Origin of the sequence: Agrobacterium sp. NPDC090283 (assembly GCF_044769685.1) — a bacterium.
Classification (GTDB): domain Bacteria; phylum Pseudomonadota; class Alphaproteobacteria; order Rhizobiales; family Rhizobiaceae; genus Agrobacterium.
Map to the genome: position 1 here is coordinate 342,702 of NZ_JBIVYG010000002.1, position 26,341 is coordinate 369,042.

The 26,341-nt window shown below is 60.5% G+C and carries 24 protein-coding genes and 1 riboswitch; of the genes, 4 read left to right on the top strand and 20 right to left on the bottom strand.

Annotation, left to right across the window (positions count from 1 at the left end; translation table 11 throughout):
- Positions 1 to 52: 52 nt before the first annotated feature.
- Genes ACIQUH_RS04530 through ACIQUH_RS04545 form a run of 4 tightly spaced genes read right to left on the bottom strand, consistent with a single transcriptional unit; the run spans position 53 to position 4,478 of the window.
- The gene (locus tag ACIQUH_RS04530; RefSeq protein ID WP_400812831.1) at positions 53 to 1,324 is read right to left on the bottom strand and encodes an ABC transporter substrate-binding protein; all 1,272 of its coding nucleotides are present in this window, start codon (positions 1,322 to 1,324) and stop codon (positions 53 to 55) included.
- A gap of 22 nt (positions 1,325 to 1,346) precedes the next feature.
- A complete protein-coding gene (locus ACIQUH_RS04535) occupies positions 1,347 to 2,420 on the bottom strand; it encodes a Gfo/Idh/MocA family protein (protein WP_400812832.1) in 1,074 nt (357 codons plus the stop codon).
- A complete protein-coding gene (locus tag ACIQUH_RS04540; RefSeq protein ID WP_400812833.1) occupies positions 2,417 to 3,433 on the bottom strand; it encodes a Gfo/Idh/MocA family protein in 1,017 nt (338 codons plus the stop codon). Before ACIQUH_RS04540 ends, ACIQUH_RS04535 begins: the two co-directional genes overlap by 4 nt.
- Positions 3,426 to 4,478, bottom strand: coding sequence for a Gfo/Idh/MocA family protein (locus ACIQUH_RS04545; protein WP_400812834.1), 1,053 nt, complete (start codon positions 4,476 to 4,478; stop codon positions 3,426 to 3,428). The genes ACIQUH_RS04540 and ACIQUH_RS04545 overlap by 8 nt, the downstream gene beginning before the upstream one ends.
- Before the next feature lie 103 nt (positions 4,479 to 4,581).
- On the opposite strand from ACIQUH_RS04545, the gene ACIQUH_RS04550 reads away from it, so the two are divergent.
- Together ACIQUH_RS04550 and ACIQUH_RS04555 are read left to right on the top strand one after the other, a co-directional pair.
- Positions 4,582 to 5,295, top strand: a complete 714-nt coding sequence (locus ACIQUH_RS04550) for a GntR family transcriptional regulator (protein WP_400812835.1) — start codon at positions 4,582 to 4,584, stop codon at positions 5,293 to 5,295.
- A gap of 33 nt (positions 5,296 to 5,328) precedes the next feature.
- Positions 5,329 to 6,249, top strand: a complete 921-nt coding sequence (locus ACIQUH_RS04555; RefSeq protein WP_400812836.1) for an SMP-30/gluconolactonase/LRE family protein — start codon at positions 5,329 to 5,331, stop codon at positions 6,247 to 6,249.
- A 24-nt stretch (positions 6,250 to 6,273) separates the two neighbouring features.
- On the opposite strand, the gene ACIQUH_RS04560 is transcribed toward ACIQUH_RS04555, so the two are convergent.
- The 11 genes from ACIQUH_RS04560 to ACIQUH_RS04610 all read right to left on the bottom strand — a co-directional run bounded on the left by ACIQUH_RS04560 (position 6,274) and on the right by ACIQUH_RS04610 (position 19,309).
- Positions 6,274 to 7,587, bottom strand: coding sequence for an HlyD family type I secretion periplasmic adaptor subunit (locus ACIQUH_RS04560; protein WP_400812837.1), 1,314 nt, complete (start codon positions 7,585 to 7,587; stop codon positions 6,274 to 6,276).
- Complete coding sequence (locus tag ACIQUH_RS04565; RefSeq protein WP_400812838.1) at positions 7,574 to 9,421, bottom strand: type I secretion system permease/ATPase; 1,848 nt, start codon at positions 9,419 to 9,421, stop codon at positions 7,574 to 7,576. The genes ACIQUH_RS04560 and ACIQUH_RS04565 overlap by 14 nt, the downstream gene beginning before the upstream one ends.
- A gap of 14 nt (positions 9,422 to 9,435) precedes the next feature.
- The gene (locus tag ACIQUH_RS04570; protein WP_400812839.1) at positions 9,436 to 10,191 is read right to left on the bottom strand and encodes a hypothetical protein; all 756 of its coding nucleotides are present in this window, start codon (positions 10,189 to 10,191) and stop codon (positions 9,436 to 9,438) included.
- A 104-nt stretch (positions 10,192 to 10,295) separates the two neighbouring features.
- A complete protein-coding gene (locus ACIQUH_RS04575; RefSeq protein ID WP_400813014.1) occupies positions 10,296 to 13,082 on the bottom strand; it encodes a TonB-dependent hemoglobin/transferrin/lactoferrin family receptor in 2,787 nt (928 codons plus the stop codon).
- Complete coding sequence (locus ACIQUH_RS04580; RefSeq protein WP_400813022.1) at positions 13,015 to 13,335, bottom strand: hypothetical protein; 321 nt, start codon at positions 13,333 to 13,335, stop codon at positions 13,015 to 13,017. Before ACIQUH_RS04580 ends, ACIQUH_RS04575 begins: the two co-directional genes overlap by 68 nt.
- Positions 13,295 to 14,290: a FecR family protein gene (locus tag ACIQUH_RS04585; protein WP_400812840.1), complete on the bottom strand. Its 996-nt coding sequence runs from the start codon at positions 14,288 to 14,290 to the stop codon at positions 13,295 to 13,297. Before ACIQUH_RS04585 ends, ACIQUH_RS04580 begins: the two co-directional genes overlap by 41 nt.
- 110 nt (positions 14,291 to 14,400) lie before the next feature.
- Positions 14,401 to 14,901, bottom strand: coding sequence for an RNA polymerase sigma factor (locus ACIQUH_RS04590; RefSeq protein WP_400812841.1), 501 nt, complete (start codon positions 14,899 to 14,901; stop codon positions 14,401 to 14,403).
- A gap of 228 nt (positions 14,902 to 15,129) precedes the next feature.
- The gene (locus tag ACIQUH_RS04595; protein ID WP_400812842.1) at positions 15,130 to 15,882 is read right to left on the bottom strand and encodes an ABC transporter ATP-binding protein; all 753 of its coding nucleotides are present in this window, start codon (positions 15,880 to 15,882) and stop codon (positions 15,130 to 15,132) included.
- Positions 15,876 to 16,943 carry a FecCD family ABC transporter permease gene (locus tag ACIQUH_RS04600; RefSeq protein WP_400812843.1) on the bottom strand — a complete coding sequence of 356 codons (1,068 nt, stop codon included), beginning with the start codon at positions 16,941 to 16,943 and terminating at the stop codon, positions 15,876 to 15,878. Before ACIQUH_RS04600 ends, ACIQUH_RS04595 begins: the two co-directional genes overlap by 7 nt.
- Positions 16,940 to 18,079: an ABC transporter substrate-binding protein gene (locus ACIQUH_RS04605; protein ID WP_400812844.1), complete on the bottom strand. Its 1,140-nt coding sequence runs from the start codon at positions 18,077 to 18,079 to the stop codon at positions 16,940 to 16,942. Before ACIQUH_RS04605 ends, ACIQUH_RS04600 begins: the two co-directional genes overlap by 4 nt.
- A gap of 96 nt (positions 18,080 to 18,175) precedes the next feature.
- Positions 18,176 to 19,309, bottom strand: a complete 1,134-nt coding sequence (locus ACIQUH_RS04610) for an ABC transporter substrate-binding protein (RefSeq protein WP_400812845.1) — start codon at positions 19,307 to 19,309, stop codon at positions 18,176 to 18,178.
- Positions 19,310 to 19,422: 113 nt separating this feature from the next.
- Here ACIQUH_RS04610 and ACIQUH_RS04615 point away from each other — a divergent pair, with 113 nt between their 5' ends.
- Positions 19,423 to 20,235 (top strand): class I SAM-dependent methyltransferase, encoded by an 813-nt coding sequence (locus ACIQUH_RS04615; protein WP_400812846.1) that lies wholly within the window; start codon positions 19,423 to 19,425, stop codon positions 20,233 to 20,235.
- A 135-nt stretch (positions 20,236 to 20,370) separates the two neighbouring features.
- Here the strand turns inward: ACIQUH_RS04615 and ACIQUH_RS04620 are convergent, their stop codons facing one another.
- From ACIQUH_RS04620 to ACIQUH_RS04640, 5 genes are all read right to left on the bottom strand, one after another.
- Positions 20,371 to 20,850 (bottom strand): pseudoazurin, encoded by a 480-nt coding sequence (locus tag ACIQUH_RS04620; RefSeq protein ID WP_400812847.1) that lies wholly within the window; start codon positions 20,848 to 20,850, stop codon positions 20,371 to 20,373.
- Entirely contained in the window at positions 20,847 to 21,647 is an 801-nt protein-coding gene (locus tag ACIQUH_RS04625; protein WP_400812848.1) for an ABC transporter ATP-binding protein, read from the bottom strand. Before ACIQUH_RS04625 ends, ACIQUH_RS04620 begins: the two co-directional genes overlap by 4 nt.
- Positions 21,644 to 22,672 carry a FecCD family ABC transporter permease gene (locus ACIQUH_RS04630; protein ID WP_400812849.1) on the bottom strand — a complete coding sequence of 343 codons (1,029 nt, stop codon included), beginning with the start codon at positions 22,670 to 22,672 and terminating at the stop codon, positions 21,644 to 21,646. The genes ACIQUH_RS04625 and ACIQUH_RS04630 overlap by 4 nt, the downstream gene beginning before the upstream one ends.
- Entirely contained in the window at positions 22,669 to 23,700 is a 1,032-nt protein-coding gene (locus tag ACIQUH_RS04635) for an ABC transporter substrate-binding protein (RefSeq protein WP_400812850.1), read from the bottom strand. Before ACIQUH_RS04635 ends, ACIQUH_RS04630 begins: the two co-directional genes overlap by 4 nt.
- Positions 23,701 to 23,856: 156 nt before the next feature.
- Positions 23,857 to 24,091, bottom strand: a riboswitch (cobalamin riboswitch).
- A 39-nt stretch (positions 24,092 to 24,130) separates the two neighbouring features.
- Complete coding sequence (locus tag ACIQUH_RS04640) at positions 24,131 to 25,009, bottom strand: GNAT family N-acetyltransferase (protein WP_400812851.1); 879 nt, start codon at positions 25,007 to 25,009, stop codon at positions 24,131 to 24,133.
- 203 nt (positions 25,010 to 25,212) lie between these two features.
- On the opposite strand from ACIQUH_RS04640, the gene argE reads away from it, so the two are divergent.
- Positions 25,213 to 26,337 carry an acetylornithine deacetylase gene (gene argE, locus ACIQUH_RS04645; protein ID WP_400812852.1) on the top strand — a complete coding sequence of 375 codons (1,125 nt, stop codon included), beginning with the start codon at positions 25,213 to 25,215 and terminating at the stop codon, positions 26,335 to 26,337.
- Positions 26,338 to 26,341: the final 4 nt, after the last annotated feature.

Consider the following 26,341-nt stretch of genomic DNA (forward strand, 5'->3'; position numbering starts at 1 on the left):
TCCTCCTTCGATCCGGCGCGGCGCGACATGCGCCGCGCCGGAAGGCGATGGATCACTTCGCCTGTTTCAACGCTTCCTCAAGGTCCGTCTTCGCACGGGCCATGGCTTCATCAACGGTGCTTTCACCGACGATGGCCTGCGTGATGCGCTGGACGGAAATGTTGAACATGGCGCGGTTGTTCTTGTAGCCCTGATAGGCATAGGCGATCGGGCTGAGGCCGGGGATCTGGTCCAGCCAGGCATTCATGGCCTTCTGCGTCGCAGGCGTTGCACCGGTATAGGTCACGCCCTTGTCAGCCACGGCCTTGTGGGCCGGAACGTTGCGGGTGCGAACCGTGAAATCCAGATAGTTCTCGTCCTGAGCAAGGAAATTCAGGATATCGGCAACGATCTTCGGGTTCTTGGTCTGCTTGAAGCCGACGACGCCGGTTCCACCGGGCATGCCGGTGCAGGCAGCACCACCGCAAGGCTGCGGCACGACTTCCCAGTCAAAGGCATCACCCACCTGGCTGTCGAAACGCGCGGTCTGCCAGCTGCCCGAGTAATAGTAGACGAGCTGGCCGTTGATGAATTCCTGTGCGGCGTCGCGATAGGTATTGCCGCCCTGTCCGGCCCAGACGTCACGCGCCATGGTGCCGTCCTTGTTCCATTCGACGAATTTCTTCACGAACGTCGTGAAGCCTTCATCGACCAGGATCGGCTTACCGTCAGCATCGAAAATCTTCGCGCCATAGGAAATGGCCGGACCTGCAATGCGGTGGCCGGAGCGGTCGATTGCCATCGGATAAGGCGTGCCGGTCGCCTTGGCGACGGCATTGGCGGCCTTCGCCCAATCGTCCAGCGTCGCATCCTTGCCGGGGACGGCCACATTGGCCTGATCGAACAGGGTGCGGTTGATGAAGGCGCCGGTGATGGTGAGCTGGGTATGCATGCCGTAGATGCCCTTGTCGTCGGGGCCGCTGCGATACCATTTCAGCACGTTGGAGAAATTGTCTTCCCAATATTTCGCGTCCACATAGGGCGTGAGATCGAGATAATAGCGATTGAGACCGCCAAGGTCGGTCACCGTCGCGAAATCAGGGCCGCTGCCGCCGGCGAGCTGAACGGGCAGGCCTTCCAGCAGCGCCTTGTAGGGCACGATGTCGGTAACGATCTTGACGTCCGGATGCTGCTTTTCGTAACGCGCAAGAATGTCCTTGAGGATTTCGCAGCCGTTTCCGTCATAAGCGCAGGTGAAGCGCACTTCCTGGGCCGCCTGCGCGGCACCGGCAAAGGACGCCGCGCCAATGGCGAGCGCCAGTGCCATGCTGTATTTTCTGGTCATCTGGTTTCCTCCCTTTAGATGATTATGCGTTGGCGGATGCGCGCGGTGCCCAGCCCTTGATCCACTCGCCTTCGGCGGCGTCGGACAGGCGAACCGGCTTTCCTTCCCGGACCGAGCGATAGATGGCGGTGACGAGTTCAATGGACTGCAAGCCATCGTTCACAGTCACTTCCTTGCCGCCGCGTCCTTCCATCGCGTCGGCAATGGCTTCGACAAAACCGGCAAAGCCGTTTTCGCCATCGGCCACCTTTGCCAGAACGGCGTCGATCTGGTACTGCGTCGTCGGTGCACGGGCAATGAAACGCCAGGTGTCTTCGGCCGGGCGATAGGGCAAGGTGCCGCTTTCGGCAGTGAAACCTTCAAAGCAGAAGCGCAGGCGCGACGTATCTTCGGCCGCACCGAGCGTCACCGAGCTCGTCGCCAGGGCACCGCTTTTCATGCGGAAGCTGAGGGCTGCGCAGTCTTCGGTTTCGATCGTGTTGACGCGCGTGTCGGCCATGGCGAAAACTTCGTCGATCGGGCCGAGAACGTGGCAGAGAAGATCATGGGCGTGGATGGCGTGGCCGAGGATCGCGCCGCCGCACTCGCCCTTCCATGTACCGCGCCACGGAATGTCGTAATAGCTGGCGCCCCGGTTCCAGTGAACTTCCGAGCTCGCGACAAAGGCCTTGCCCGCAAGCCCGGCGTCGATCAGCGCGCGCAGCTGCCGCATCGCCTGCCCGAAACGGTACTGGAAGACCGGGAACACGCCGCGGCCGGTCTTCTTCACGGATTCGATCAGCGCGTTGGCCTCTTCCAGCGAGCGGACGAGCGGCTTTTCGCAGACCACGTCCTTGCCCGCCGCATGCGCCTTCAGCGTCACGGGGAAATGCAGATGCGGCGGCAGGCAGACGTCGATGAGCTGGATGCTCTCATCTGCCAGAACCTCGTCGAGATCGGTGGTGAGGCGGATGGAGGTATCGTCGCCGGCAACAGAGCGGGCGCGCTCCAGATCGAGATCGCAGATCGCCTTGACGGCGAAGCGCTTCGGCAGGGCCCGATAGCCGCTCAGATGCTGGGCGCCGATACCGGCGCCAATGATGGCAACACCGATCATTTCGATGCTCCCTCAGCCTTGGCCTGTGCCTGCAGCGACAGGTCGCAGACCTTGAAGACGTGTTCCTGCGTCATCGCCGTTTGGGTGCGGTTGCGGATATCGTCGCAGATACGGGCGAAATAGGGCAGACCGGCATCGGAAGCGTCGATGTACTCGCAGCGGTCGCCATTCACGAGAACGAGGCGGTCCGTGCCTTCAGTGTTGCCGACATCGACATATTTGCGCAGTTCGATGTAACCCTCGGTGCCAAGGATGGTCAGGCGGCCGTCACCCCAGGTCGGCAGCGCATCCGGCGTATACCAGTCGACGCGGATATAACCGTGGCCCTTGTTGCCGCGCAGCACGACTTCGCCGAAATCCTGCAGGCCCGGATCGCCGGGGTTGGCATAGTTGGCAACGGTGGCGGCCACGATCTCCACTTCGGTCGAGCCGGTGAAGAACATGAACTGATCGATCTGGTGGCTGGCGATATCGGTGAGGATGCCGCCGTAAGCTTCCCGTTCGAAGAACCACTTCGGGCGGATCTGGCGATTCAGGCGATGGGGGCCGAGACCGACGGTCTGGATGACGCGGCCGATGGCGCCCTGCGCGACGAGTTCAGCCGCCTTGGTCACGCTTGGAACTTCAAACCGCTCGGAGAAATCGACAGTCCAGATGCGCTTGGTCTTTGCCACGGTCTGGCGAAGGCGATCAAGCTGTTCGAAGGTGGTGCAGCCGGGCTTGTCGGACATGACATCCTTGCCGGCTTCCATGGCGGCAATCGCGAGATCGGCACGCTTGGACGGAATATCGGCGATGACGACGAGATCGATGCTGCCATCGGCCAGCAGCGCCTCTTTCGATGCTGCGCGCGGCACATCCGGGAAGCGCTTGACGAAGCCTTCCACGACATCCGGTTCGCCTTCTGTCCACCAGCCGGCGAATTCCGCGCCGGCATCCAGCAGGTTCTGGGCCATGCCGAAAATGTGGCGGTGCTCTATGCCAAGAGCGACGAACTTGATTGCTTTAGTCATCCTGCAGTTCCACTTCCTTGCCGGTGTCGGCCGAGTTGATGATCGCGTCGATCAATCTGTGAGACAAAAGAGCCGCTTCACCGGTGACGACCGGCGGGCGTCCTGAAGAGATGGCGTCTGCGAAATCCTCGAAGACGCCCTGATGCCATTCATGCGTGAAAGCCATGGGGTCGCCGCCGCCGCCCGTGCCGGAGGCCGCGCCACCGAAAGTCTCCTGCCGGCCATCGCGCCAGTCGACATGCAGCAGGCCGGAGGCGAGCCGCAGGCTGGCATTGTCGAAGTGGAGGAGGATCGATTCCGCCGCGCCGGGGAAACTCGCGGTGCTCGCAACGAGCGAACCGACGGCGCCATTCTTGAACCGCAGGCCGGCAGAAACATAATCCTCGGTTTCCATACGGTGAAAACGCGTCGTCGCCGCCATGGCCTGAACCCGTGCGACCGGCCCCGTGAGGCTCAATGCCAGATCGATTGTGTGGATTGCCTGGGAGATCAGAACACCGCCGCCGTCGCGCGCAAGCGTGCCGCGGCCGGGTTCGTCGTAATAGGATTGGGCCCGCCACCATGGCACGGAAATTTCGCAAAGACCAAGCGCCCCGAGCATGCCGCCGTCGACCAGTTCACGGGCTTTCTGGGACGCCGCCCGCATGCGGTGCTGGAAGATGATGCCGAGCGTAACGCCCGCATCGCGACAGAGGGCGACGAGACTGTCGGCTTCCTCAGTGTTACGGGCGACGGGCTTTTCCATCAGAATGTGTTTGCCGGCTTTCGCGAGCTGTCCGACGATATCGATGCGGGCATTCGGCGGCGTCGCGATGATGACGAAATCGACATCCGCATCGCGTGCCGCTTCTTCGACCGAGGAGTAAACCGCGACATCGTATCCGGTGTGTTTCGACGCTTCGGCAGCCAGTGCCTTGGCGCGACCGGAACCGCCATCGACGATGCCCTTCAGACGAATTTTTTCCGGACTTGCCGCACAGGCGAGCACATGCGTCTTCGCCACCATTCCGGCGCCAACGATGACGCAGGTCTTGATATTTTGCATTTCGGGAGCCTCCTTCCCAATGCGCGATCATTTGCATACCGGTATGCCGGTTGTCAACAGACTTGTGTTCCGGTATACCGGTTATGAAAACGCTGGAGGGTCTATGCCGAAAATTCCCGTGACAGGTGGCACCGTGCCGACGATGGAGCGACTGGACCTCAACCGTCCGGTCGTTGACCAGATTTATTCCGCGCTGAAATCCGCCATCCTTTCGCGGGAGCTTTTTCCCGGTCAGGCGGTCTCGGAAAACGAGATCGGGCAATCCTTCAGTTCCAGCCGCACCCCGGTGCGCGAGGCGTTGAGCCGGCTGAGAGATGACGGCCTGATCGTCACCCTGCCAAGCCGCGGCACCTATGTTTCGAAATTATCGGAAAAGCACATCCGCAGCGCGCAGTTCATCCGCGAGGCGCTGGAGGTGGCCGCCGTGTGCAGGCTATGCCAGATCGGCATTGCGCCGGAAGCCGAACAGGAAATCGAACATGCCCTGAGCGGCCAGCGCGCGGCCATGCGCAAGGGCGACAGAAAGGCCTTCCGTATGCATGACGACCAGTTCCACAGCGCGCTTGCCGCCGCGACGGGGCTGGAAAGACTGGAGACCCTGCTGATCCGCGAAAAGGCGGGACTGGACCGCCTGCGTGCGCTCGCCATTACCGACGAGGCACATATGGCGCGGCTGCTTTCCGAACATGAGGCGGTTTACGAGGCGATCAAGGCCGGGGACGAAACCCTTGCGGCCGAAGAACTGCGCAAACACCTGAGGCGTGTCCTCGGCATTCTTTCGCAGGTTTTCGAGAACCACCAGGACTATTTCGAATAATTCTGCGCCAACATTTTAAACGGTTCGAGCATCATGAATACGGCAAATCCCGGACAAGCGCTTGCCATGTCGCAGGCAAAACTTCTGTGCGACACGATGAGCACGCTGGCGGAATCCCCTGTTTGGGACGAGCGGCGGCAGGTGCTTTTCTGGTGCGATATCCTCGGCAAGACGGTGCGGTCAGCTGCGCTGGAGCCCGGCCAATATCGCGAATGGTCGTTTCCTCACACCGTGTCGAGCCTCGGGCTTTGTGAAAGCGGCGACCTCGTCGTCGCCTGTGGCATGGATATCGTTATCCTCGATCCGGACAGCGGCAAGACGCGCCTCCTCCACTCCATTCCGGCACCGAAAGGCATCCCCTGTCGGCTGAACGACGGACGGGTCGGCCCTGATGGCGCTTTCTGGGTGGGTACCATGCACAATGTGCCACTTGGGGACATGGAGCCGCATGGTGAACTTTGGCGTATCACCGAAAAGAGCGCCGAGCGCATGCAGACCGGCCTGACATGCCCGAACGGGCTCGCCTTCTCTCCGGACGGATCCATCATGTGGCAGAGCGATTCCGTCCAGAAATGGATACGACGGCGAAAATTCGACAGCAGGAACGGCACATTCGATGACGGCGTGCTGGTGGCCCGGATGGCGGAAGAGACAGGAAGACCCGATGGCGGCTGTCTCGATATCGGCGGCAATTATTACAGCGCTGGCGTTTCCGCTGGCCTGTTGAACGTTTTCACGCCCGATGGCACGCATACGGATGTGATCGCGACCCCTGTCCCGCACCCCACCATGCCCTGCTTCGGAGGACCTGATTTCAGCGTCCTTTTCCTGACGTCACATCGCCACAACATGTCCGAAGACCGGCTGGCGAAAGCACCGTTTTCGGGCGGCGTCTGGGCAATCCCGACACGGGCGAAAGGCTTTGCCGCCTTCCGTTTTGGCAAAGGTGGATAAAGGCCCGAAGCCGGGCCTATATTCCTATTCCTCACGGAAAGCGCGGCTGATCTGGTCCGTCAGCGGCTTGGCGATATAGGACAGCGCCGTCCTTTCACTGGTCTGGATGAACGCCTCGGCAGGCATGCCCGGCACCAGCGGCGCATTGTTCAGCTTCTGCCGCTCGGAAACCGGCACGGAAATCCTCGCCAGATAATAGGAGAGACCGCTGCGCTGGTCGGTGGTGATATCCGCCGCGATGCGGCTGACATGGCCTTCCAATTCCGGCGTGACCCGCTGGTTGAAGGCGGTCATGCGCAGCATGGCCTTTTGCCCCACCTGCAGCTGATCGATATCCTTCGGTACGATCTGCACCTCCAGCGCCAGCTCGTCTCCGTCAGGCACGATGAGCATGATCGGATCGGCGGGCGTCACGACGCCGCCGACCGTATGCACGGCCATTTCATGCACCATGCCCGATTGCGGCGCGACGATATCGATGCGCTTCAACTCGTCTTCGGCCGCGACCTTGCGCTCGACGAATTCACCCATCTGCGCCTGTATCTCGCGCAGTTCCCGGCCGACCTCGGTGCGCAATTCCTGATCGATCTGCAGGATCTGCAGCTTGGTTTCGGTGATGCGCCCCGCGGTCTGCGCCTGATAGGCGATTTTTTCGCCGCGTTCGCCGCCGAATGTCGCGGCCTGCGTCTGCAGGCTGTTCAGCCGCTGCACGGAGACGATACCCTGTTCGCGCAGGGATTTTTGCGAGGTGATTTCAGCCTCCAGCACGGCAAGGCCGTTATCATAGGCGACTTCCTGCGCCTTCAGCCCTTCGATCTCATGCTCGAACTGGGTGATACGTTCGGAAAGCTGTGCTTTGCGCCCTTCGCGATAGGATTTGCGGAATTCGAACAGCTTGGTCTCGCTGCGCATGGCGGAGGCGACATCGGCATCGTCTTTTCGCGCCATCAGCGCCTGCGGAAAAACGAGTTCCGGCAGATCGTCGCGCTCGGCCTCCAGCCTTGCCATTCGCGCATTCAGTTCATCCAGGCGCTTGGTGACGATAGCGAGATTGGCGCGGGTCTGGGTTGCGTCGAGGCGCATGACCACATCGCCGGCCTTCACCCTGTCGCCCTCATTCACCAGAATTTCGCCGACGACACCACCGCTCGGATGCTGCACCTTCTTGCTGTAGGAATCCACCACCAGATGGCCGGAGGCGACAACGGCGCCGGCAAGATTGGTCGTCGCGGCCCATCCGCCGACACCGGCCAGCAGCGCTACGCCTGCTGCAAGACCGGCAACAAGATGTTTGCGGATGGAACGGGACACATGACTACGCTGATCAATGTTTGACATCCGCATCTCCTTCCTGGCTGCTCTCTTCACGGACATCTTCCAGCACCAACGCCTGGGGCTGGGTATTGGCGACGACGCGCAGCGGCGAGACCGTCTGGGCGGATGCGGTAAATCCCTTGGCCGCCTGCGCCTGCGGAACGCGCAGCACCTTCGACAGCACCTCGTCGCGAGGGCCAAAAGCCTTCATACGACCCTCTTCCATCATCAAAATGAAATCGACAGCACCGATGGCGCTCGGCCGGTGGGCGACGACGACGGCAATACCGCCCCGCGCCTTGACCGAGGAAATCGCCTTGACCACGGCGGCTTCGCCTTCGGCATCGAGATTGGCGTTGGGTTCGTCCAGCACCACGATAAAGGGATCGCCGTATAGCGCGCGGGCAAGGCCGATGCGCTGGCGCTGCCCGGCGGAAAGCGCCGAACCCGCCTCACCGATATCGCTGTCATAACCCTTTTCGAAACGCAGGATCAGCTCATGCGCGCCCGCAGCCCTGGCAGCCGCGATGATGGCTTCGGGATCGGGATTATCCTCGAAACGGGAGATATTTTCACCGATCGTGCCATCGAACAGCTCCACGCCCTGCGGCAGATAACCGATATGGCGGCCCAGCGCCTCCCGGTCCCATTGCTCGAAACTTGCACCATCCAGCCGTACCTTACCGGCCGCCGGCATCCACGCGCCGGTGAGAATGCGCGCGAGCGTGGATTTACCCGAACCGGAGGGGCCGATGACGCCGAGCGCGTTTCCAGCGGTCACGATGAAGCCAAGGCCGGTGACGGTCGGTTTTCTTTCTCCCGGCGGAACGATGGTAACGTTTTCGACCCGCAATTCCTTTTCAGGCTTCGGCAGGGCCATGGCGGCGGCATTGGCCGGCATCTGTGCAAAAAGCTCCCTCAGCCGCGCCCAGCTCTGCCGGGCGGCCACGAAGGACTTCCAGTTGGAAATGGCAAGATCGACAGGCGCGAGCGCCCGGCCCATCATGATCGAGCTGGCGATCATCACGCCGCCGGAGGCCTCCTGATTGATGACGAGCCAGGCGCCGACCGCCAGAATGGCCGATTGCAGCACGACCCGCAAAGACTTGGCGATATTGCCGAGACCGCCGGCCACATCGCCCGCCTTGCGATTGGCGGCGAGATAGGCCTCGTTGGAAATCTGCCAGCGTTTGCCGAGCCGGCCGCCAAGCCCCATGGCCTGCACGACTTCGGCATTGCGGCGCGAGGCCTCCAGTTGCCGGTTGCGGGCCATGTTTTCCACCATGGTGTCGCGGATCGGCTTCTGCGAGAAAATATTGGTGAGGATCGTCAGGGATACCAGCAGTACCGCGCCGGCAAGCGCCGTCACGCCGATCCAGAAATGAAACAGAAAACATATGCCGAGATAAAGCGGCATCCACGGCAGATCGAAAAAGGCGGTCGGCCCCGTGCCGGAGAGAAAACCGCGCACATTGTCGAGATCGCGCAGCGGCTGCAGACCGTCGCCCGGCATGCGGTTGACGAGCGGCAGGCGCACCACCGCGTCGTGCACCCTGCCGGAGTGGCGCATATCGAAATCTTCGCCGATGCGGATCAGAACGCGGGCGCGGATGATATCGAGCAGGCACTGGAAGCCATAAAGACCAAGCGCGAGGATGGCGAGCCCAACCAGCGTCGGCAGGCTGCCGCTTGCCAGTACCCGATCATAAACCTGCAGCATGAAGAGCGGCGAAGTGAGCGCGAGTATATTGACCACGCCGCTGACGAGCGCAACACCGAGAAATGTGCTTTTAAGGGGCGAAACAACCGCCGCAGTGAGGGACTGCGGCGGCGTCTGCTGGTGGTTTTGAAAGCCCACAGCCTGATTTTCCTTTACGCGGCAAGCGCCGATGCGCTGGCGAAAATGAAGTCCGATGCGTCGAGTACGCTGGAATCTACACCAACGAGGGTGATAGTGTCGCCACCAAAAATGTTTTCGATGACAGCATCGCCGTTTGCATTGTTGCTGATGAAGACATCGTCAATGCTCCCGGAGCCCCAAGCGGAAACGTCCAGTTTGTCCGTACCGTCCTGGTAGCCATAGGTCCCAGTGGGACCGGCCTGCACCACATCATTGCCGCCGGAGAATACGAACGTATCTGCACCAGCAAAACCTGTCAGGGTGTTGGAGGCCGTCGTGTCCTCGATCACCGTGCCGGTGGCGGCAAAGTAATCATAGAAGCCGGCCAGCGAACCGAAACGGGCAAGCTGGTAGACGGCGAGATCAAGAAGATCGCGAGCACCGGCGAGCGAATAGGCACTGTCGGGATCGATCAGCAGTTCCTGCTGGCTGACGGCGATGCCGCTGGTGGACTGGCTGTAGCCGGTGCCCAGAACAATGCTGTCGACCGAACCCGTCAGGTTGCCCTGGGAGTACTGCAGAGCGCCACTCATGACGATGCCCTTGCCGCCGGAGCTGCCATCGCCCCACGCCTCATAGGTCGTGTTCGGATCGATGGTGGTGGTGGCGAGAGAGCTGGTCTGAGCGTCGTAGAACGCACCATAGGTCGAACCGAAACCGCTCGTCCAACCGTTGAGGTAGCCGATCAGATCGGAGGAAGACTGCGTCAGTTGAATTGTGGTAGCCATGGGTGTACTCCTTTGCTGGCCAATACAGATACCTTGGTCATTTGACGAAGGCGTTTCATCTCCGGGACGGGCTGCAACCCTGCCCGGAGAATTTCTTCCACGGTTCAGAACTTCACGTTCATCGTCGCGATAAAGGTGCGGCCCGGCGCCGTGTAAGCGCTGGCTGCCGGAATATATTTGCGGTCCGTCAGGTTGTTGACGGCGAAGCGAAGCGTGGCCTTGTCGTTGAAGGCATAGGACCCATAGAGATCCACCGTCGTGTAGGGATCGGTCACCTCGCGCAGATTGCCCTCCGTATCCAGTGTGCGCGACTGTGTCGGCGTGACATGGTTGAGCCTTGCGCCCAGCGAGAATTTCTCATCGAAGAAACGCATGCCGCCATCGAGCGTCAGCTTCGCCTTGGGCGCGACATCGCCCGGCCAGGCAACGATTTCGCCCGTTGTGGTGGTCGTGCCGTTGGAGAAAACCTGCGTCTTTTCAGGCCATTCTGTTTTCAGAAATGTTGCCGAACCGCCGATCCAGAAACTGCGGGCATCGTAATTGCCCTCGAATTCAAGTCCGCGCATATAGGTCGTGCCGTCCAGATTGACGAAGCTGGTATAGGTGCGGTCGAGAACCTGATTGGTGACGAGATAACCGAGGGCGATATAGTCCTTCACCTCGCGGCGAAAGGCGGCCATTTTGAAGCGAATGGAATCGTCGTCCAGCAGCACGCCGTCGAAGCTCATATTCGCGCCGATTTCGTAGGTCGTCGCCTTTTCGGCGCGCAGGGCCTGGTTCGGAGCGTATTCATATCCGGGGCTGTCGCCCGGACGCGCACCGGCGAAAAACGCCTCGAGAATTGTCGGCGGACGTAGGCTCTGCGAATAGCTCACATAGGGGCGGAACCAGTCGACAGGTTTCAGCTCGATGGTGGCGGAAGGTAGCCACGCGCTGTAGGTATGGTCTATTTCCACGTCATAGGAAGGATATTCCGTTGAGTAAGTGGTACCGAAGTAGGTCGTTCCGGCATCGCGCCACTGACCGTTGATGATTTCGCCCTTGGTGGCGGGCCAAATGTTGTTCAAAGTATTGCAGGAGCTTGCCCTTTGAGCCGCCGTGAAAGTACGGCCACCAAACACCCCAGTCATGCAGATTGCGTAGACGCGGCTGTAGGTCGCTGGCAGGTATTGCGAAACATACGTGAGATAACTGTCTACCGAACCGACAGTACGATTTGAGCCTGTGGCGACTGTAGCCTGATTGTAATATGTCGTGCGTCCCTTCAGCCGCGACCAGTCATACCGAACACCACCACTTAACGTGATCCAATCTGCAGGTTCCAGCTCGCCGTTGAAAAATAGGCTTGCGACATCGCGTCGCCCTGCCGGGCTAAAGGCGGTATAACTACTGGCGTAGGAAGGATTCTTTTCGATAGCGGAGCTGGTGGCAACCGAAGAGGCAATGTCTCGAAAAGCCTCGACGCCATAGTTCAGGCTAAGCTCGCCTACCGGGGTGGCGGCACGACTGGTATTTTCCACGCTAACGCCGAAACTCCGCAGGCCCATGTCAAGGTTGGTTTCAGTTGCATATCCTGCGCTCCCGGCTACACCACCAGTGCGCGCCGCGCGCAGTTCATGCGTCATATTATCGTTCAGCCACAGCGACGACTTGAAATCGATGAGTTCACTCTCCGGGTCCCAGTCCAGCTTCGCGACGACGCTGTCGTTTCGCACGCTTTCCCTGTCCATAACGTTATACGAGCCGTGGACGAAATCATTCTGCTGGTGCATCCAGGAGAGCGAAGCCTTCACGTCGCCAAAGTCGCCCTCGCCCTTGAAAAACGTCGACCAGCCATCGCGGCCGAGCAGGTCTTTCATCGTCAGCGCGGTGCTCCGGGCCTCGCCCTTCGTTCCAATCTTGTATTCGTCCATGATGGTGCGGCTGTAGCCGGCGACAAAGGACAGAGGACCATCAGGCGAGCGAACGGCGCCGAGCACCGAGCCCTGAAAATCATAACCATTGGTGCCGCGGGAAACATTCACCTCCCCGCCCTTGTTTTCGCCTGCGGCAATCAGATCATCGGCGCTGACGGTTCGGAACTCGACCTTACCGCCCAAGGAGCCCGCATTGCCCGACCGCGCATTGGTTATCTTCTCGATCTCGACGGCACGGATGAAAGCGACATCCACATAACCCTGCCCAGCGCTTGCGGTGTAACTCGCAGTACCGCCAAAAGTCGCACCGCGCTGCGCATTCTGCCGTGCGCCATCGATGGAGACGACCACGCGGCCGCTTTCCTGCAAGCCGCGCACATTGGGCGAAACGGTTGGGAAGCTGCCATTGCCTTCGCCGGCATAAACACCGGAAACCCGGTTGAAAACATCGCGCGTATTGCGCACGCCGGCCGACTGGATCGCCTCGCGGCCGACCACGCTGACGCTGGCGGGCGTTTCATAAACCCAGTCGGGCGTCCCCTGATAACCGGAACCGGCAATGGAGTTGCGCCCGGTCTTGCCGGTCAGGGTAATGGTTTCCAGAACCGTGGTGCCCTCCGCCGCGGAAAGATCGACGGTCGATTGCCCCGTGCCGATGACGACGGCCCTGCCATTGCCGGCGATACGGAAATTGACGCCCGTTCCCGCCAGCAACCGCGACAGCGCCTCCCGCACCGTGAAACTGCCCGTGACGGCATTGGTGCGCACATTGCCCGCCGCCGGTGTGGCAAGCGTTACCTGAAGACCGGATTGCCGCCCGAAAGCACCCACGACCGATGACAGCGACTGGGCGGGAATATTGAACGGCCGCGTCGCCCCCTGCTCACCACGCTGGGAGTTGGCGGCGTCAGCTCCGGTCTGGGCCAAAACGGGCGTCGCGAATGAAACGGCGATCGCCGTTGTCGCCAGCAGCACGGCCCTGCGAGCCCGCTTTGCTGCTTTTTCCCCTGAACCGGTCTTGCATGTCTGGAGGCGCATATTGCTTTCGTCTTCCTGTCTTTCGCTCCGGATATATCTTGACCGGATTACTCAACAAAAAGACGATTGCCGCGTCGATTTTTTTCAGGCTTTCGGAAGAAATTTTATAAACTACTGAAAATAAATATGATTTTTTGTTTCGGAATATTTCAGAAGCGGGTGATGATGCGGGCGCTGCCGCCAATCGCATGCACCTTGCCCTTATAGGGCTCCACCAGGGCCTCCAGCGCGCGATCCGGGTCGCGCAGATCGTAAAACCCTGTCACCCTCTGCTCGGCAAGCCGCTTGTCGGCCATGGTAAGCCACGCCGGATGGTAACGCTGGATCTGCTCCACGACCGAGCCTATCGTCGCATCGACCACATAGAGTTCGCCGTTGCGCCAGCCGCCAATATCCTCGACGGAAACGGTCTCTTTGCGGATCGCGCCGGAAGCGTCGACGATCAGCATCTCGCCCGGCACCAGCCGCGTTGGCGGCGCATTACGGAAAGAGGCCTCCACGGAACCGTGCGCCAGCGCCACCTGGGTTACCCCATCCGTCAGGTCGACGTCGAAAGCCGTGCCCAGCACCTGAACGGTCACGTTTTTTGCCTCCACAACAAAGGGACGCGTTTTATCCGGTACGACATCGAAAAAGGCTTCACCTTTCAGCACCTTCACATTGCGACGGCCGTTCGTGAAATCCGTTGATAGTGCGCTCGCCGCCGCAAGCTGCACTTTGCTACCGTCTTCCAACGTTATCGTGCGGCTTTCGGCGGTGGCGGTCTGATAGTCAGCCTCCAGGCGGACAAAAAATGTTGGGACGAACAACACCGCGAGACAGAGGGATGCCGCCGCGGCGGCCGCGCCGACATAATGACGCACGGACCAGCGCCGCCGCCGCGGCTTTGCCGCGGCTTTGCCCGGCAGATGCGGTGCATCCTCCCAAAGGTTCTTGAATTCGGGCTCCACCAGACCGAGGTTCCGCCAGGTCTTGCAGGTTCTTTCCCAAGCGAGACGGTTTGCCGGCGCAGCCGCCAGCCATTTTTCAAACTCCGCTTTCAGCCGCGGTTCCGCTGAGCCCGATTGCAAACGCAGCAGCCAGTCGGCCGCCTCTTCCGCCTTCCCGGTCGGCAATTCGATTTTTTTCTCTGGATCAAGGGTCATTGAACCGGACCAGTTCCTTTGCGGGGCGGAGGAGAAGCATCGTCTTCTGCATTATTATAAAGACGTTTGACAAAGAGATTTTTTTCACAGGGCGGGACAATCAGGATTATTTACTTCATTTCTTTGGTAATCGCGGCAATGCCGCCCTTGATCAGACGGTGTGCACTGGCCACGGACACGCCGAGGTGATGCGCAATCTCCTCCATATTGTAACCGCCGAATCTGTGCATTTCCAATGCCACCCTCGCCTGAACCGGCAGGCCGGCCAAAATAGTCCGCATCTGCCGGACTTCGTCGCAGAAAAGGGCATGCTCCTCCGGCGTGCCATTGTCCTGCGGCATACCCCAGAACGGCGTATCGTCCGGCCGTTCCCTGAGGTCCTGACGGCTGCGCCTGATATTGTCGAGCGCAAGATTGCGAACGATGCGGAAAAGATAGGATTTGAGATTGGAAGGATTGCCGGAAGCCTCGGGAACGAACTTCAGGAATGCTTCCTGAACCACGTCCTCCGCATCCGCCCGCGACCCCAGAATGAGGGTGGCGTATTTGATCAGGTCGACCCTATGCGCGACGTAAGCGTTATAACGCTTGTCATCTTCCCGTATGCCCATGTCTCAACCGAGAGAAATTCGAGGGATCGACGAAACCCGCCGGGGCCTGAATGGCCGCGCAGTTCTGCCGCTCAAAGCTCTAGCATCCAAACCGTGGATCGAACAGATATTTCATGACTATTATCATCAAGAATTTGTGCGCGCTGCTGTTCATGTAGGCAGCCGTGCCTGACAGGGCTGCGGCCTTGGCAAGCGGACCCGGCAACGAATGCGGCCGGGTCTTGCCTGTCAGATAGCGCCGTCGACGATAACCATCGGCCTGCCCTGCGAGCAGGGTTCGATACGCGCGTCGATGCGGTAGATATCGCGCAGCATCTCCGGGGTTATCACCGTCTCCGTGCTGCCGCTCACCACCATTTCACCGCGCGCGATCACCATCGTATTTTCGCAATAACGAAGAGCATGGTTGAGGTCATGCAGGGCGATCAGCACGATCATGCCGGTCTTCTGCGCCAGATCGGTGACGAAGCCCAGAACCTCGATCTGCCGGTGGAGATCGAGCGCGGAAGTCGGCTCGTCCATCAGCAGTACTTCCGGCTTGCGCGCCAGCGCCTGCGCCAGCGAAACAAGCTGGCGCTGACCGCCGGACAGTTCGCCAAGCCCGCGGAAAGCCAGGTCATGAATTTTCAGTGCCTTGAGAATGGCGTCGATCTCGAACAGCTCATCGTCATGGACCCGCCAGCCGCCGCCCTGCTTGGCGGAAAGAAGCACGGATTCATAGACGGTCAGAACGGCGTTGGCGCCGGTATCCTGCGGCATGTAGCAGATGGCGCGGTCGCCGCGAGCCGTATCGGAGAGCTCGACCAGTCCCGGCCCGGAAATCAGGCTGGCGATGCGTTTGAAAAGCGTGGACTTGCCGGCGGCGTTCGGGCCGATCACGGCCGTCACGCTGCCGCCTTCCAGCGTATCGATGCCGACCTTGGAAAGAACCGTGATGCGCCCATAGGCGGCGCCAACGTCTTTCAGTGCGAGCGCTACCATGCGCGTCTCCTGTTGCCGAAAATAAGCGCGAAGAAGAACGGAACGCCGACGAGCGCCGTGATGACGCCGATCGGCAAAATAGCGCCCGGAATGAGGATCTTGCTGATGACCGAGGTTGCCGACAGAAGCAGCGCGCCGCAGATCACCGAGCCGGGCAGGAAGAAACGCTGGTCTTCGCCAACAACCATACGGGCGATATGCGGACCGACCAGCCCGACGAAACCGATTGTGCCGACAAAGGAAACCGGAATGGCCGCCAGCAGGCTGACCGTCAGCATGGTCGTCAACCGCAGCCGCCGGACATTGATGCCCATGCTGGCCGCCTTGTCATCGCCGAGCCTCAGCGCCGTCAGCGCCCAGGCATTGCGCATGAACAACGGCACGGTGACGAGGAGGATGGCCGCGGTAATATAGACCTTGTCCCAGGTCGCCTTCGTCAGGCTGCCCATGGTCCAGAATACCACGGCGGCAAGCGCCTGTTCGGAGGCGAGATATTCGAGCAGCGACAGCGCCGCATTGAAGGTGAACACCAGCGCGATACCGAGGAGCACGATGGTTTCGACCGTCACCCCGCGAAGCGTCGAGGCGAAATGGATGAAAAGAGCCGCGACCATGGCCATGATGAAGGCGTTGATCGGCACCATGTAATGCACGGCGCCCGGAAAGATCGCCACGCCGCCGACAAGAGCCAGCGCCGCACCAAAGCTTGCCGCAGCGGAAATGCCGAGCGTGAAGGGGCTGGCGAGCGGGTTCGACAGGATGGTCTGCATCTGCGCGCCCGCAACCGAAAGCGAAGCGCCGACGGTGACCGCCATCAGCGCGATCGGCATGCGGATATCCCAGATCACCACCCGCAGCTGGTTTCCGACGGCGGCCGGATCGGCAATCGTCGCCAGAACCTCGGAGAGCGTATAGCGCGCCGGGCCGAGCGCCATGTCGGCGGCCATGCTGAAACACAGGGCGATAAAAAGCCCGAAGAGGATGATTATCCTGCGCGCGGCAAGGGCGCGATATTGATCGCGCCCACTGATGCCATCAGCGCTTTCATTCAGCGCACTCATTGGTTCAAACCTTTTTCGAGCGAGGCGAAATAGCCCGGCTTGTAGGTGACGGGCAGGAATTTGCGGTGAAACTCCTCAAAATTCTTTTCCGGATCGAGATCGGCGAAGAGATCGGGATGGAACCACTTGGCGAATTGCTGGATCGGGAAAAATTCGTAGGGCGCGCCATAGAACTGGTGCCAGACGGCATGGACATTGCCTTGCTTCACGGCCTTCAGTTCCGGAAACGGCGTGCGCTTCATCAGGTTGGCCAGTCGCTCACGGGAGAGAGCCATATCCGCCCCGCGTCCGACGGGAACGAACTGGTTGATGTCGGATTCGGCGGCCCAGTTGGAACCGGTGACGATGACGTGGTCAGGATCGGCAACGACGAGCTGTTCGGGATTGAGATCGCCGAAGGTCGTCTTGATGATGCCGTCGGCAATGTTGTGGCCGCCGGCGAGATCGACCATCGCGCCGAAATTGACCGGTCCGAAAGTGCGGCAGCAATTGTTTTCGCCGGAAATGCCGGGGGCGCGTTCGATGAAGACGTTCGGGCGCTTCAAATCCTTGACGCTGGCGAGCCGGTCGGTCACGCGGGCGATTTCGGCGCGGCGATAGGCGATGAATTCCTGCGCGCGCTCTTCGGCGCCGAAGAGCTTGCCGAGAATTTCGACCGAGGCTTCGCTGTTCTTTTCGGGATCGATGCGGAAATCGAGATAGATGATCTTGATGCCGGCGGCGGCGGCCTTTTCTTCAAAACCACTCTCCTTGGCGGATTTCTCCGCTTCCAGATTGAGGGTGATCACATCGGGCGAGAGAGTGATGGCCGTTTCCAGGCTGAAATCGCCCTGCGGCACATAACCGAAGCGCGGCAGTTTCTCGATCTGCGGAAAACGCTCGACATAGGCGGCGTAGCTGTCGGGATCCTTTTTGAGAAGATCGTCACGCCACCCGACAATGGTGTCGAAGGTCTGGTCGCCCCTGAGAGCCGCAATGACATGCACCTGGCGTGCCTCACCGACGATGACGCTTTTGGCCGGCAGGTCCAGCTCGACCTTACGCCCGGTGACATCGGTAATCTCGGCCGCCAGAACCGGCATTGCGAGAAGGGAGAAAGCCAGCACCGTAAGATGCCTGAGAGCGTTGAGCCGCATGAGAAATCCTCATTGAGTTCCAAAACAAAGCGATAAAGCCGCATGGCTGCGGCTTTATCCATCGGTTGGACGGCGCTCCCCTTCACCGTCCCTTTATTACTTGGCGTCCTTCAGCGAAACGAAGTAGCCGGGCTTGTATTCGAGCGGCAGGAAGCGGGCATGCAGTTCCTTGAAGGTCGCCTCGGGGTCGAGATCCCTGAAGAGGTCCGGATGCAGCCACTTGGCGATTTCCTGAACGGCCACGAACTGGTAGGGATTGTTATAAAACTGATGCCAGATGGCGTGGACATTGCCGTCTTTCACCGCCTGAACGCCGGTGAAGGCCGGCCGCTTGGTGAGGTTTTCAAGCTTACGATGGGCTTCCTTCAGATCCGCGCCATAACCGACGCCGACCCAGTTGCCGCCGGGAACATAACCGTTCCAGTTGCCGCCGGTGATGATGATCTGCTCCGGATTGGAGGCAATGATCTGTTCCGGATTGACGGTGCCGAAGGTGCCGGGAATGATGTCCTTGGCCATGTTGATGCCGCCGGCAAGCTCCACCATCTTGCCGAAATTCTCGTTGCCGAAGGACATGCAGCAATCGTCAGAGTAACCGCCGGCGCGCTCCATGAACACGACGGGCTTCTTCGGATTGGCCTTTTCGAGCGTATCGGTGACCTTGGCGATGGAGTCGGCGCGGAACTTGATGAAGTCCTCGGCGATCTTTTCCTTGCCCGTCAGCTGACCCATGAGGCGCATGCTCGGCTCGGTATTTTCCATCGGCTTTTCGCGGAAATCGACATAGACCAGCGGAATGCCGACCTTGGCGAGCTTTTCGATATAGCCCGCTTCTTCGGTCGCCGTCTTGGCGTCGATATTCATCAGGATTACATCAGGCTTCAGGGCAACAGCCTGCTCTATGTCGAAGGTGCCATCCTTCATGCCGCCAAAGGTCGGCAGCTTGGCGATCTCAGGATATTTGGCGAGATAGGCCGCATAGGTTTCCGGGTCGGCTTTCGCCAGATCGTCGCGCCAGCCCACCACGTGCTGGAAAGGGTTTTCCTTGTCGAGCGCAGCCAGGAAATAAATCTGGCGACCTTCACCGAGGATGACGTGCGATACCGGCACATTGACCTCGACATCGCGGCCCGTCACATCCTTGACGGTGACCTTTTCGGCGAATGCCGGCCATGCGGCGGATACGAGAAGGCCAAGGGCAAGTGCCGCAGATTTGGCTGAGATGCGCATCGGATATTGCTCTCCAGTGTTGACTGGCGCGGCTGTATTATTTTCTGACTATACTAGTCAACATTTATGTTTTAGAGCCATTCTTAACTGACCGGTACATGAGTTGAAGTCCGATGATCGACACAATCCAATATGGCAAAAACGACAGTCTGAGAGACGAAATCAAATCCTATTGGTCCGGCCGCGCCGCGACTTTCGACCTTTCCCCCGGACATGAAATTTTCTCCGAAGACGAGCGCGAGGCCTGGCACGCGCTTATCCTGAAACATCTCGGCCGCGGAGAAGGCCGCAGGGCGCTCGATCTTGCCAGCGGCACCGGCGTCATCTCGCACCTGATGGACGATCTCGGTTTTCAGGTCACGGGCATGGACTGGTCGGAGACGATGCTGGCGCTTGCCCGTGAAAAAGCGAAAAGCCGCGGCCGCAGCATCCGCTTTTTTGTCGGCGATGCCGAAAACACCATGGAGCCGGATGAAAGCGCCGACGTCATCATCACCCGCCATCTGGTCTGGACGCTGGTGGACCCGCAGGCAAGCTTTGCCGAATGGTTCCGTGTCCTGAAACCCGGCGGAAAGCTTCTGATCGTCGACGGCGATTTCGTGAATACCGGCTGGCGCGAAAGACTGGTGAAGAAACTGGCGGCCAGTCTCGAAGGCGTCGGCCTCGTCAAACCGGACCAGCCGCACAAGCCGGCGGACCCGGAAAACACTTTCAACAGCATCCTGTCGCGCGTTTACTTTTCGAAGGGCGCAAGGGCCGGCGATGTCGCGGCGCTGTTACGTGCGACCGGCTTCGAACCTGTCGCGATCGATCAGGAGCTTCAGGCCATTCACCGCGCCCAGGCGAAAAATTTCAGCCTGCTGAAAGGCATCCTTCGCGGGCTGCAGCATCGTTATGCCGTGTGCGCGGTGAAGCCGGGGGACTAATCCGTCACCCCGGAGTAGATCCAGGGTTCAGTGTTATCAAGTCCTTGATCGCAAAAGACTCTTCCCACGGCGCAGCCGCGCCGCGGCTGGATACCGGATCAAGTCCGGCATGACGGATGAGAGCTCAGTGCGGCCTCATTTTTCCGCCTGCTCGAAGAGGTCCTCGAACCTTGGCTTCGCCCGGCCGGGTACGTCCACTGTCCGGTAGCTCTGCGGCAGGGTCGCCTCGCCGACCTTGATCAGCATGACCATGCCCATGCCGTAATGCGGCGAGCATTTGATGCCGTAAAAGCCCGGCTTTTCAAAGCCGGTCTCGAATTCGTCATTGATCCGGCTTTTGAAACCTTCGGCACCTTCCGGGATCATGCCATCGATGGTCGCGGCATTGTGGCTCTTGTGGGTAGGCACGAAGCGCACGCGGTCGCCGGGCGCTATTTCGAGAAAATCGGGTTCGAATACCATCGGGCCTTTTTCGCCCCGGTTCAGCATTTTCACCTCGAAGGTCTCGGCTGAAGCCTGAAGCGGAAAGCCCGTGACCGCCACGGCAATGACGGCAGCGGCCCAAAACAGGCTGGTCCTTGCGGCAGCGTTTGCGAGCCTCGTCAATGTCATCATCGTGCCAATACTTTCCTTGCTTGCCCGGCCCGCCCATGGGCCGGCAGAAAACGAATATGCGAAAAGCCGGCCTCATCCGTGGTGACGACGCATTCCACCCCAAAGACGGCGGCTATTCTCGCCGGTGTCAGAACCTCCCGCGGCGGACCGGCGGCAATCATCTCGCCCCGGTGCATGATGGCGACGCGGTCGCAGAACATGGCGGCGTGATTGAGATCGTGCAGCGCCGCCACGACCGTCAGACCCTGCCGGCGCACCAGATCGAGCAGGCCGATCTGGTGGCCGATGTCGAGATGGTTGGTCGGCTCGTCCAGAAGCAGGATATGCGGCTCCTGCGTCAATGCGCGGGCGATATGCAGGCGCTGGCGTTCTCCGCCGGAAAGGTGGTGCCAGTTGCGCTCCGCCTTGTCGGCCATGTCGACATTGGCAAGTGCTGCATCAACAATGGCGTCATCCTTCTGCGACCAGGCGGAAAGCGGACCGAGATAGGGCGTGCGCCCAAGCTCCACCGCCTGTCGTGCGGTGATGCGTTCGGTGGTTTCGGCCTGCTGCTCCACGAAGGCGAGCCGGCGGGCAAGGTCTCGGCGTCCCAGCGAGGCGAGCGGCTCATCCCCGAGCCTGACATGGCCCCGGCGCGGCTTGCGAATGCCTGCCAGCATGGAAAGCAGCGTGCTTTTGCCGGAACCGTTCGGCCCGATAATGCCCAGAAACTCACCGGAACCGACATCGAGTGAAACGCCGCGTACGATGTCGATATTGCCGGCATGGAAATGCAGGTCGTGGGCGGATAATTTCATGAACGTCCCCTCTTCTGCCCGAGAATGAAGGCAAAGGCGGGCGCACCGACAAGCGCAGTGATGACGCCGATGGGCAGCACCTGCCCGGGAATGACGATGCGCGAGAGAATATCCGCAATAATCATGAAAACCGCGCCGGTCAGCGCCGTTACCGGCAATAATATGCCATGGCGAACGCCGACGAAGATGCGTGCGGCATGCGGAATGACGAGCCCCACGAAGCCGATGGAGCCGACCAGCGACACCATCGCAGCCGTCATGATCGCCGAAACGGAGATGAGCACGGCGTAGACCCAGCGCACCGGAATGCCGAGCGAGGCGGCGGCCTGACCGCCGAAGGCGAAGGCATCGAGCGCCCGAGCATACCAGAGACACACAGCAAGTCCCGCAAGGCTGACCGGCAGCGCCAGCCAGACATCCGGCCAGCGCACGCCCGAGAGGTTGCCCAGTAGCCAGAACATGATGCCGCGCGCCTGTTCCGCATTGGCGGATTTGGTGACGATGAAGGAGGTCATGGCGTTGAACAGCTGCGACCCGGCCACCCCCGCCAGAATGATGGCGCTGTTGCCGTGTCCCGCCCGCACCGCCAGAAGGCTGACCAGCGAAAACGCGACGAAAGCGCCAATGAGCGCCCCGGCCGGCATCGTCAGGAACCCCGCTCCGAAGCCCAAAAGCGCCACGGCGACGGCACCGGTGGAGGCGCCGGCGGAAATGCCGAGAATATAGGGATCGGCAAGCGGATTGCGCAGAAGCGATTGCAGCACCGCTCCGGCGAGCGCCAAAGAAGCGCCGCAACAGGCGGCAACAACCGCGCGGCTGAGGCGGTAACTCCAGACGATACCCTCATCCAGCGGCTCCAGCGGATAACCCGCATGGAAGACACGGTTGGCAATGGTTTTCGCCACGACATCAAACGGAATGGCGGTCTCGCCGATGGCCGCCCCGGCCATCAGCGCCACGAGCAACAGGGCGAGCGCGGCAAGAGCCAGCCCCGCCCTGCCGAGATGAATGGAAAGTCCGTTCACTTCGCGAGGCCGGCAGCCGAAATCGCCTCGGCCAGCGTTTCGATGCCTTCGATGGTGCGGATGGTCGGGTTCATCGCCTGCGCATCCATCTCGAACACATGACCTTCCTTGACGGCGGGCATGATGCTGGCCACGGGATCGGTGGCGAGGAACTTCAGCTTGACGGCGACATCGTCGGCAGGGAACCGGCGGCGGTCCATCTTGCCGGCGACGACGATGGACGGATTGGCCTTGGCGATGGTTTCCCAGCCGACGGTTGGCCATTCTTCATCGCTTTCGATGACGTTCTTCAGACCCAGCGCGGACATGATGTAGCCGGGGGCGCCATTGCGGCCGGCCACATAGGGATCGATATCCAGCTCGGCGCTGGAGAACCAGAAGACGGCGGAAAGCTTGCCATTGGCGGAGGCGATCTTGGCGCGGGCGGCTTCCTCACGCTTCTTCAGATCGGCAACGACCTCTTCACCGCGATCCTGCACGTTGAAGATTTTGGCGAGATCGCGGATTTCCTGGTAGATCAGGTCCATGGTGAAGACGGTGTTGCGCACGCCGTCGCCGCCACCGGAATTGTCCTTGCCAAGGCAATCGGCAGGCGAGGTATAAACGGGAATGCCAAGTTCGGCAAATTGCGCCGGCGTTCCGACAACGCCTTCCGGGCCGATCTGCCACTGGAACTGCGTCGTCACGAGGTCCGGCTTCTTGCCGACGACCGCCTCGAAGCTGGGGTCATTATCGGCCAGCCGCTCAACCTTGGCATTGGCCTCCTCGTATCCCTTCAGAACCGGGCCGATCCACAGCGCGGTGCCGACAACCTTGTCGGCGAGGCCGAGCAAATAAAGTACCTCGGTCGTGCTCTGGCCGACGGACACGGTGCGGGCGGGAGCCTGCTTGAAGGTGATCTCCTGACCGCAGCTGTTGATCGTCAGGGGATAGGTGGTTTCGGCAGCATTTGCGGCGGTGACAGGCAAAACCGAAAGCGCAGCGGCCAGAAAGCCGGCATGGACCGGCAGGCGTCTAGAATGAAACATGTGTTCTCCAGTCGACAGTAAAACTTATTCCAGAGCAGCAGGCGTCAGAACGCGCAGCAACAGCGGGACGTCTTGTACGGAGAACGGTCTTGGGACGCAAACGAATGTTATGAAATAACATTACAATCTCCTCCTCCGGGCTTCCCCGCCCGTAACGATGGTTTATATTTTAACGGCAGGTCTCCTGGCTCACGGATTTGCGTCACTCATCTGCCTTCCCGCATTCCTGAGAATACAGTGGCATGACGCCTTCAAGCGTCACGGGGATGAACGACAATCCGCTTACAGTTGCGGGGGCAGCCACGGCATTGGGTGAAAAAATCGCCCGCACCATGTTCCCTATTAATCCCTTCGCCTTTCGGCTGCAGGAACCGTCGCTTTCTCACATAAGGGGCAAGAAGCGGGGCGTCAATTGCGATAGTGCCGCACCTCAGCACAAAGACGGGCCTGCAAGGGCGAAAATCCTTGCGGAACCGGAGCCTGCCGGTTGCGGCACGCCTTTCGACATGATGGTGAGCGTTTCGATGACCACCAGCCCGGATTGCGTCAGGAAATCGGTCAGAAGACCGCTGTCCCGCACGGCATCGAGACGGACAAGCTGATCGTCGAGATCGGAAAAATGCCGCCTCACCAGCGCAATCGCATCCGCCTCGTCACCGGCAACGACCGGGCCGACAATATGGCCCCGCCCCGCTGCACGCCGCAATGCGAAGGCGGCAAGACGATCGGCCTCGAACAGGCCGTAACCCGTATTTTCCCGGAGAAGGCGTTGCAGGACGCCCCGGCGCGAAACACCGAAAGCCACCCGATCCAGATCCGCCACGGCGGATAAATGATCCTCGGACAGCGGCTCGATTCTCTGTTTTCTTCCAAGCGCCGGCATCTCGGCAGTACAACGCGCCTTGCCGCGCAGGAGATGTATTTTTTCCGTCTCCCCGGCAAAACCCAGCCGCGCAAAAAGCCGCCGCGACGCTTCCGTCGCGTTCAAACGCAGGGCGGCGTCAGGGTAGCCCGCAATGAGTTGGCCGACCAGCCATGGTGCAACGCCCTGCCCCTGCAAACGCGGGGAAACGATGACCATGCCGACCGTCGCGAAACCCTCATCATAAGGAAACAGCATTGCGGTTGCGACAACGCGGTCTATCTCGTCCAGCGCGGCAAGGCCGACGCCACATTGACGCAGGAAACACCATTCGTTCGCGTGATATCGCCATCCGACAGCCATGGACAAAGCATGCAGATGATCGGCCTCCACATCGGCGATATCCACTGTCCGCAACTCGAAACTATCGACTTTGAGCAGCTCCATGACAAACGGCTCTCATTCCCTCCGGCGCGGAACCTTGATCCCGGCATCCCAGCTCACGACATCCGAAGATAACCAGCCTCGTCAGCAGGAATTTTTTGAAAGTGCTGAAAGGACACAACAATCTACTGAAATCACGCCTATTTCAGCAGATAAACGCCGCAGGCCGCTCTAAGCTTTTCGGCGTTGAAGCGACGGAGACAGCCATGAACGCAATCGACATTCTGGAGCGTCTTGTCGGCTTCCCCTCGGTCGTAGGAACCGCCAATGGCGACATTGCCGGATGGATCGCCGATTATCTGGAAAGCCACGGCGCGAAAGTATCGCTGCTTGCCGGCCCGGAGGGCGACCGCGCCAATCTCTTCGCCAGCTTCGGCCCGACCGATGCCAGTGGATACATCCTGTCCGGCCATATGGATGTGGTGCCTGCCGGTGAGCCGGAATGGTCCTCCGATCCCTTCACGCTGAGAGCCGGAGGCGAGCGTCTTTACGGACGCGGAACCACCGACATGAAAGGGTTTCTGGCCACGGTTCTCGCCGCGGCACCGGCATTTTCACGCATGGCGCTGAAGCGGCCCGTTCATATCGCCTTTTCCTATGACGAGGAGGCGGGCTGCCGCGGCGTTCCGCATCTCATCGCCCGATTGCCGGAACTATGCGCAAAACCGGCGGGCGCGATCATCGGCGAACCGAGCAATCTGCGCGCCGTGCGCGCCCACAAGGGCAAAGCCGCCGCACGCATCGCCATTCGCGGCCGCTCCGGCCATTCCTCGCGACCGGATCAGGGCGTGAACGCCATCCATCTGATGACCGGCATCATGGCAAAGGCGGTCGAGACCGCACAGGCTCTCACGCAGGGTCCTTTCGAAGCGACATTCGAGCCGCCCTATTCCTCCCTCCAGATCGGCATGCTGAAAGGCGGACAGGCGATCAATATCATCCCCGATTTCTGCGCCATCGAACTGGAAGCGCGGGCGATTGCCGGGATATCGCCGGTCGCCCTGCTCCAGCCGGTGCGTGACGGCGTCGAAGCGCTCGCTGCCAAGGGAATCGACGTGGAATGGATGCCGATGAGCGATTATCCGGCGTTGTCCCTTGCCGCCGATGCACCCCTCGTGACGCTTCTGGAAGAATTGACCGACGCGCCCTGCATCGCCGCCGTCAGCTACGGCACGGAGGCCGGACTTTTTCAGGCGGCCGGCATCGACGCCATCATCTGCGGCCCGGGCGATATCGGCCGCGCCCACAAGCCGGACGAGTTCATAACGGCCGGCGAGCTTTCGGCCTGCCAGTCAATGCTGGAAACACTGGCGAACCGCTGTACGGTTTAAACCT

Coding starts and splice junctions, on each gene's coding strand:
- ACIQUH_RS04605 (WP_400812844.1), bottom strand. CDS start 18,079: ATGCGGCTCAACGCTCTCAGGCATCTTACGGTGCTGGCTTTCTCCCTT.
- argE (WP_400812852.1), top strand. CDS start 25,213: ATGAACGCAATCGACATTCTGGAGCGTCTTGTCGGCTTCCCCTCGGTC.
- ACIQUH_RS04540 (WP_400812833.1), bottom strand. CDS start 3,433: ATGACTAAAGCAATCAAGTTCGTCGCTCTTGGCATAGAGCACCGCCAC.
- ACIQUH_RS04610 (WP_400812845.1), bottom strand. CDS start 19,309: ATGCGCATCTCAGCCAAATCTGCGGCACTTGCCCTTGGCCTTCTCGTA.
- ACIQUH_RS04570 (WP_400812839.1), bottom strand. CDS start 10,191: ATGGCTACCACAATTCAACTGACGCAGTCTTCCTCCGATCTGATCGGC.
- ACIQUH_RS04625 (WP_400812848.1), bottom strand. CDS start 21,647: ATGAAATTATCCGCCCACGACCTGCATTTCCATGCCGGCAATATCGAC.
- ACIQUH_RS04585 (WP_400812840.1), bottom strand. CDS start 14,290: ATGACCCTTGATCCAGAGAAAAAAATCGAATTGCCGACCGGGAAGGCG.
- ACIQUH_RS04530 (WP_400812831.1), bottom strand. CDS start 1,324: ATGACCAGAAAATACAGCATGGCACTGGCGCTCGCCATTGGCGCGGCG.
- ACIQUH_RS04580 (WP_400813022.1), bottom strand. CDS start 13,335: ATGCGATTGGCGGCAGCGCCCGCATCATCACCCGCTTCTGAAATATTC.
- ACIQUH_RS04635 (WP_400812850.1), bottom strand. CDS start 23,700: ATGTTTCATTCTAGACGCCTGCCGGTCCATGCCGGCTTTCTGGCCGCT.
- ACIQUH_RS04620 (WP_400812847.1), bottom strand. CDS start 20,850: ATGATGACATTGACGAGGCTCGCAAACGCTGCCGCAAGGACCAGCCTG.
- ACIQUH_RS04600 (WP_400812843.1), bottom strand. CDS start 16,943: ATGAGTGCGCTGAATGAAAGCGCTGATGGCATCAGTGGGCGCGATCAA.
- ACIQUH_RS04595 (WP_400812842.1), bottom strand. CDS start 15,882: ATGGTAGCGCTCGCACTGAAAGACGTTGGCGCCGCCTATGGGCGCATC.
- ACIQUH_RS04560 (WP_400812837.1), bottom strand. CDS start 7,587: ATGTCAAACATTGATCAGCGTAGTCATGTGTCCCGTTCCATCCGCAAA.
- ACIQUH_RS04615 (WP_400812846.1), top strand. CDS start 19,423: ATGATCGACACAATCCAATATGGCAAAAACGACAGTCTGAGAGACGAA.
- ACIQUH_RS04640 (WP_400812851.1), bottom strand. CDS start 25,009: ATGGAGCTGCTCAAAGTCGATAGTTTCGAGTTGCGGACAGTGGATATC.
- ACIQUH_RS04535 (WP_400812832.1), bottom strand. CDS start 2,420: ATGATCGGTGTTGCCATCATTGGCGCCGGTATCGGCGCCCAGCATCTG.
- ACIQUH_RS04555 (WP_400812836.1), top strand. CDS start 5,329: ATGAATACGGCAAATCCCGGACAAGCGCTTGCCATGTCGCAGGCAAAA.
- ACIQUH_RS04590 (WP_400812841.1), bottom strand. CDS start 14,901: ATGGGCATACGGGAAGATGACAAGCGTTATAACGCTTACGTCGCGCAT.
- ACIQUH_RS04550 (WP_400812835.1), top strand. CDS start 4,582: ATGCCGAAAATTCCCGTGACAGGTGGCACCGTGCCGACGATGGAGCGA.
- ACIQUH_RS04545 (WP_400812834.1), bottom strand. CDS start 4,478: ATGCAAAATATCAAGACCTGCGTCATCGTTGGCGCCGGAATGGTGGCG.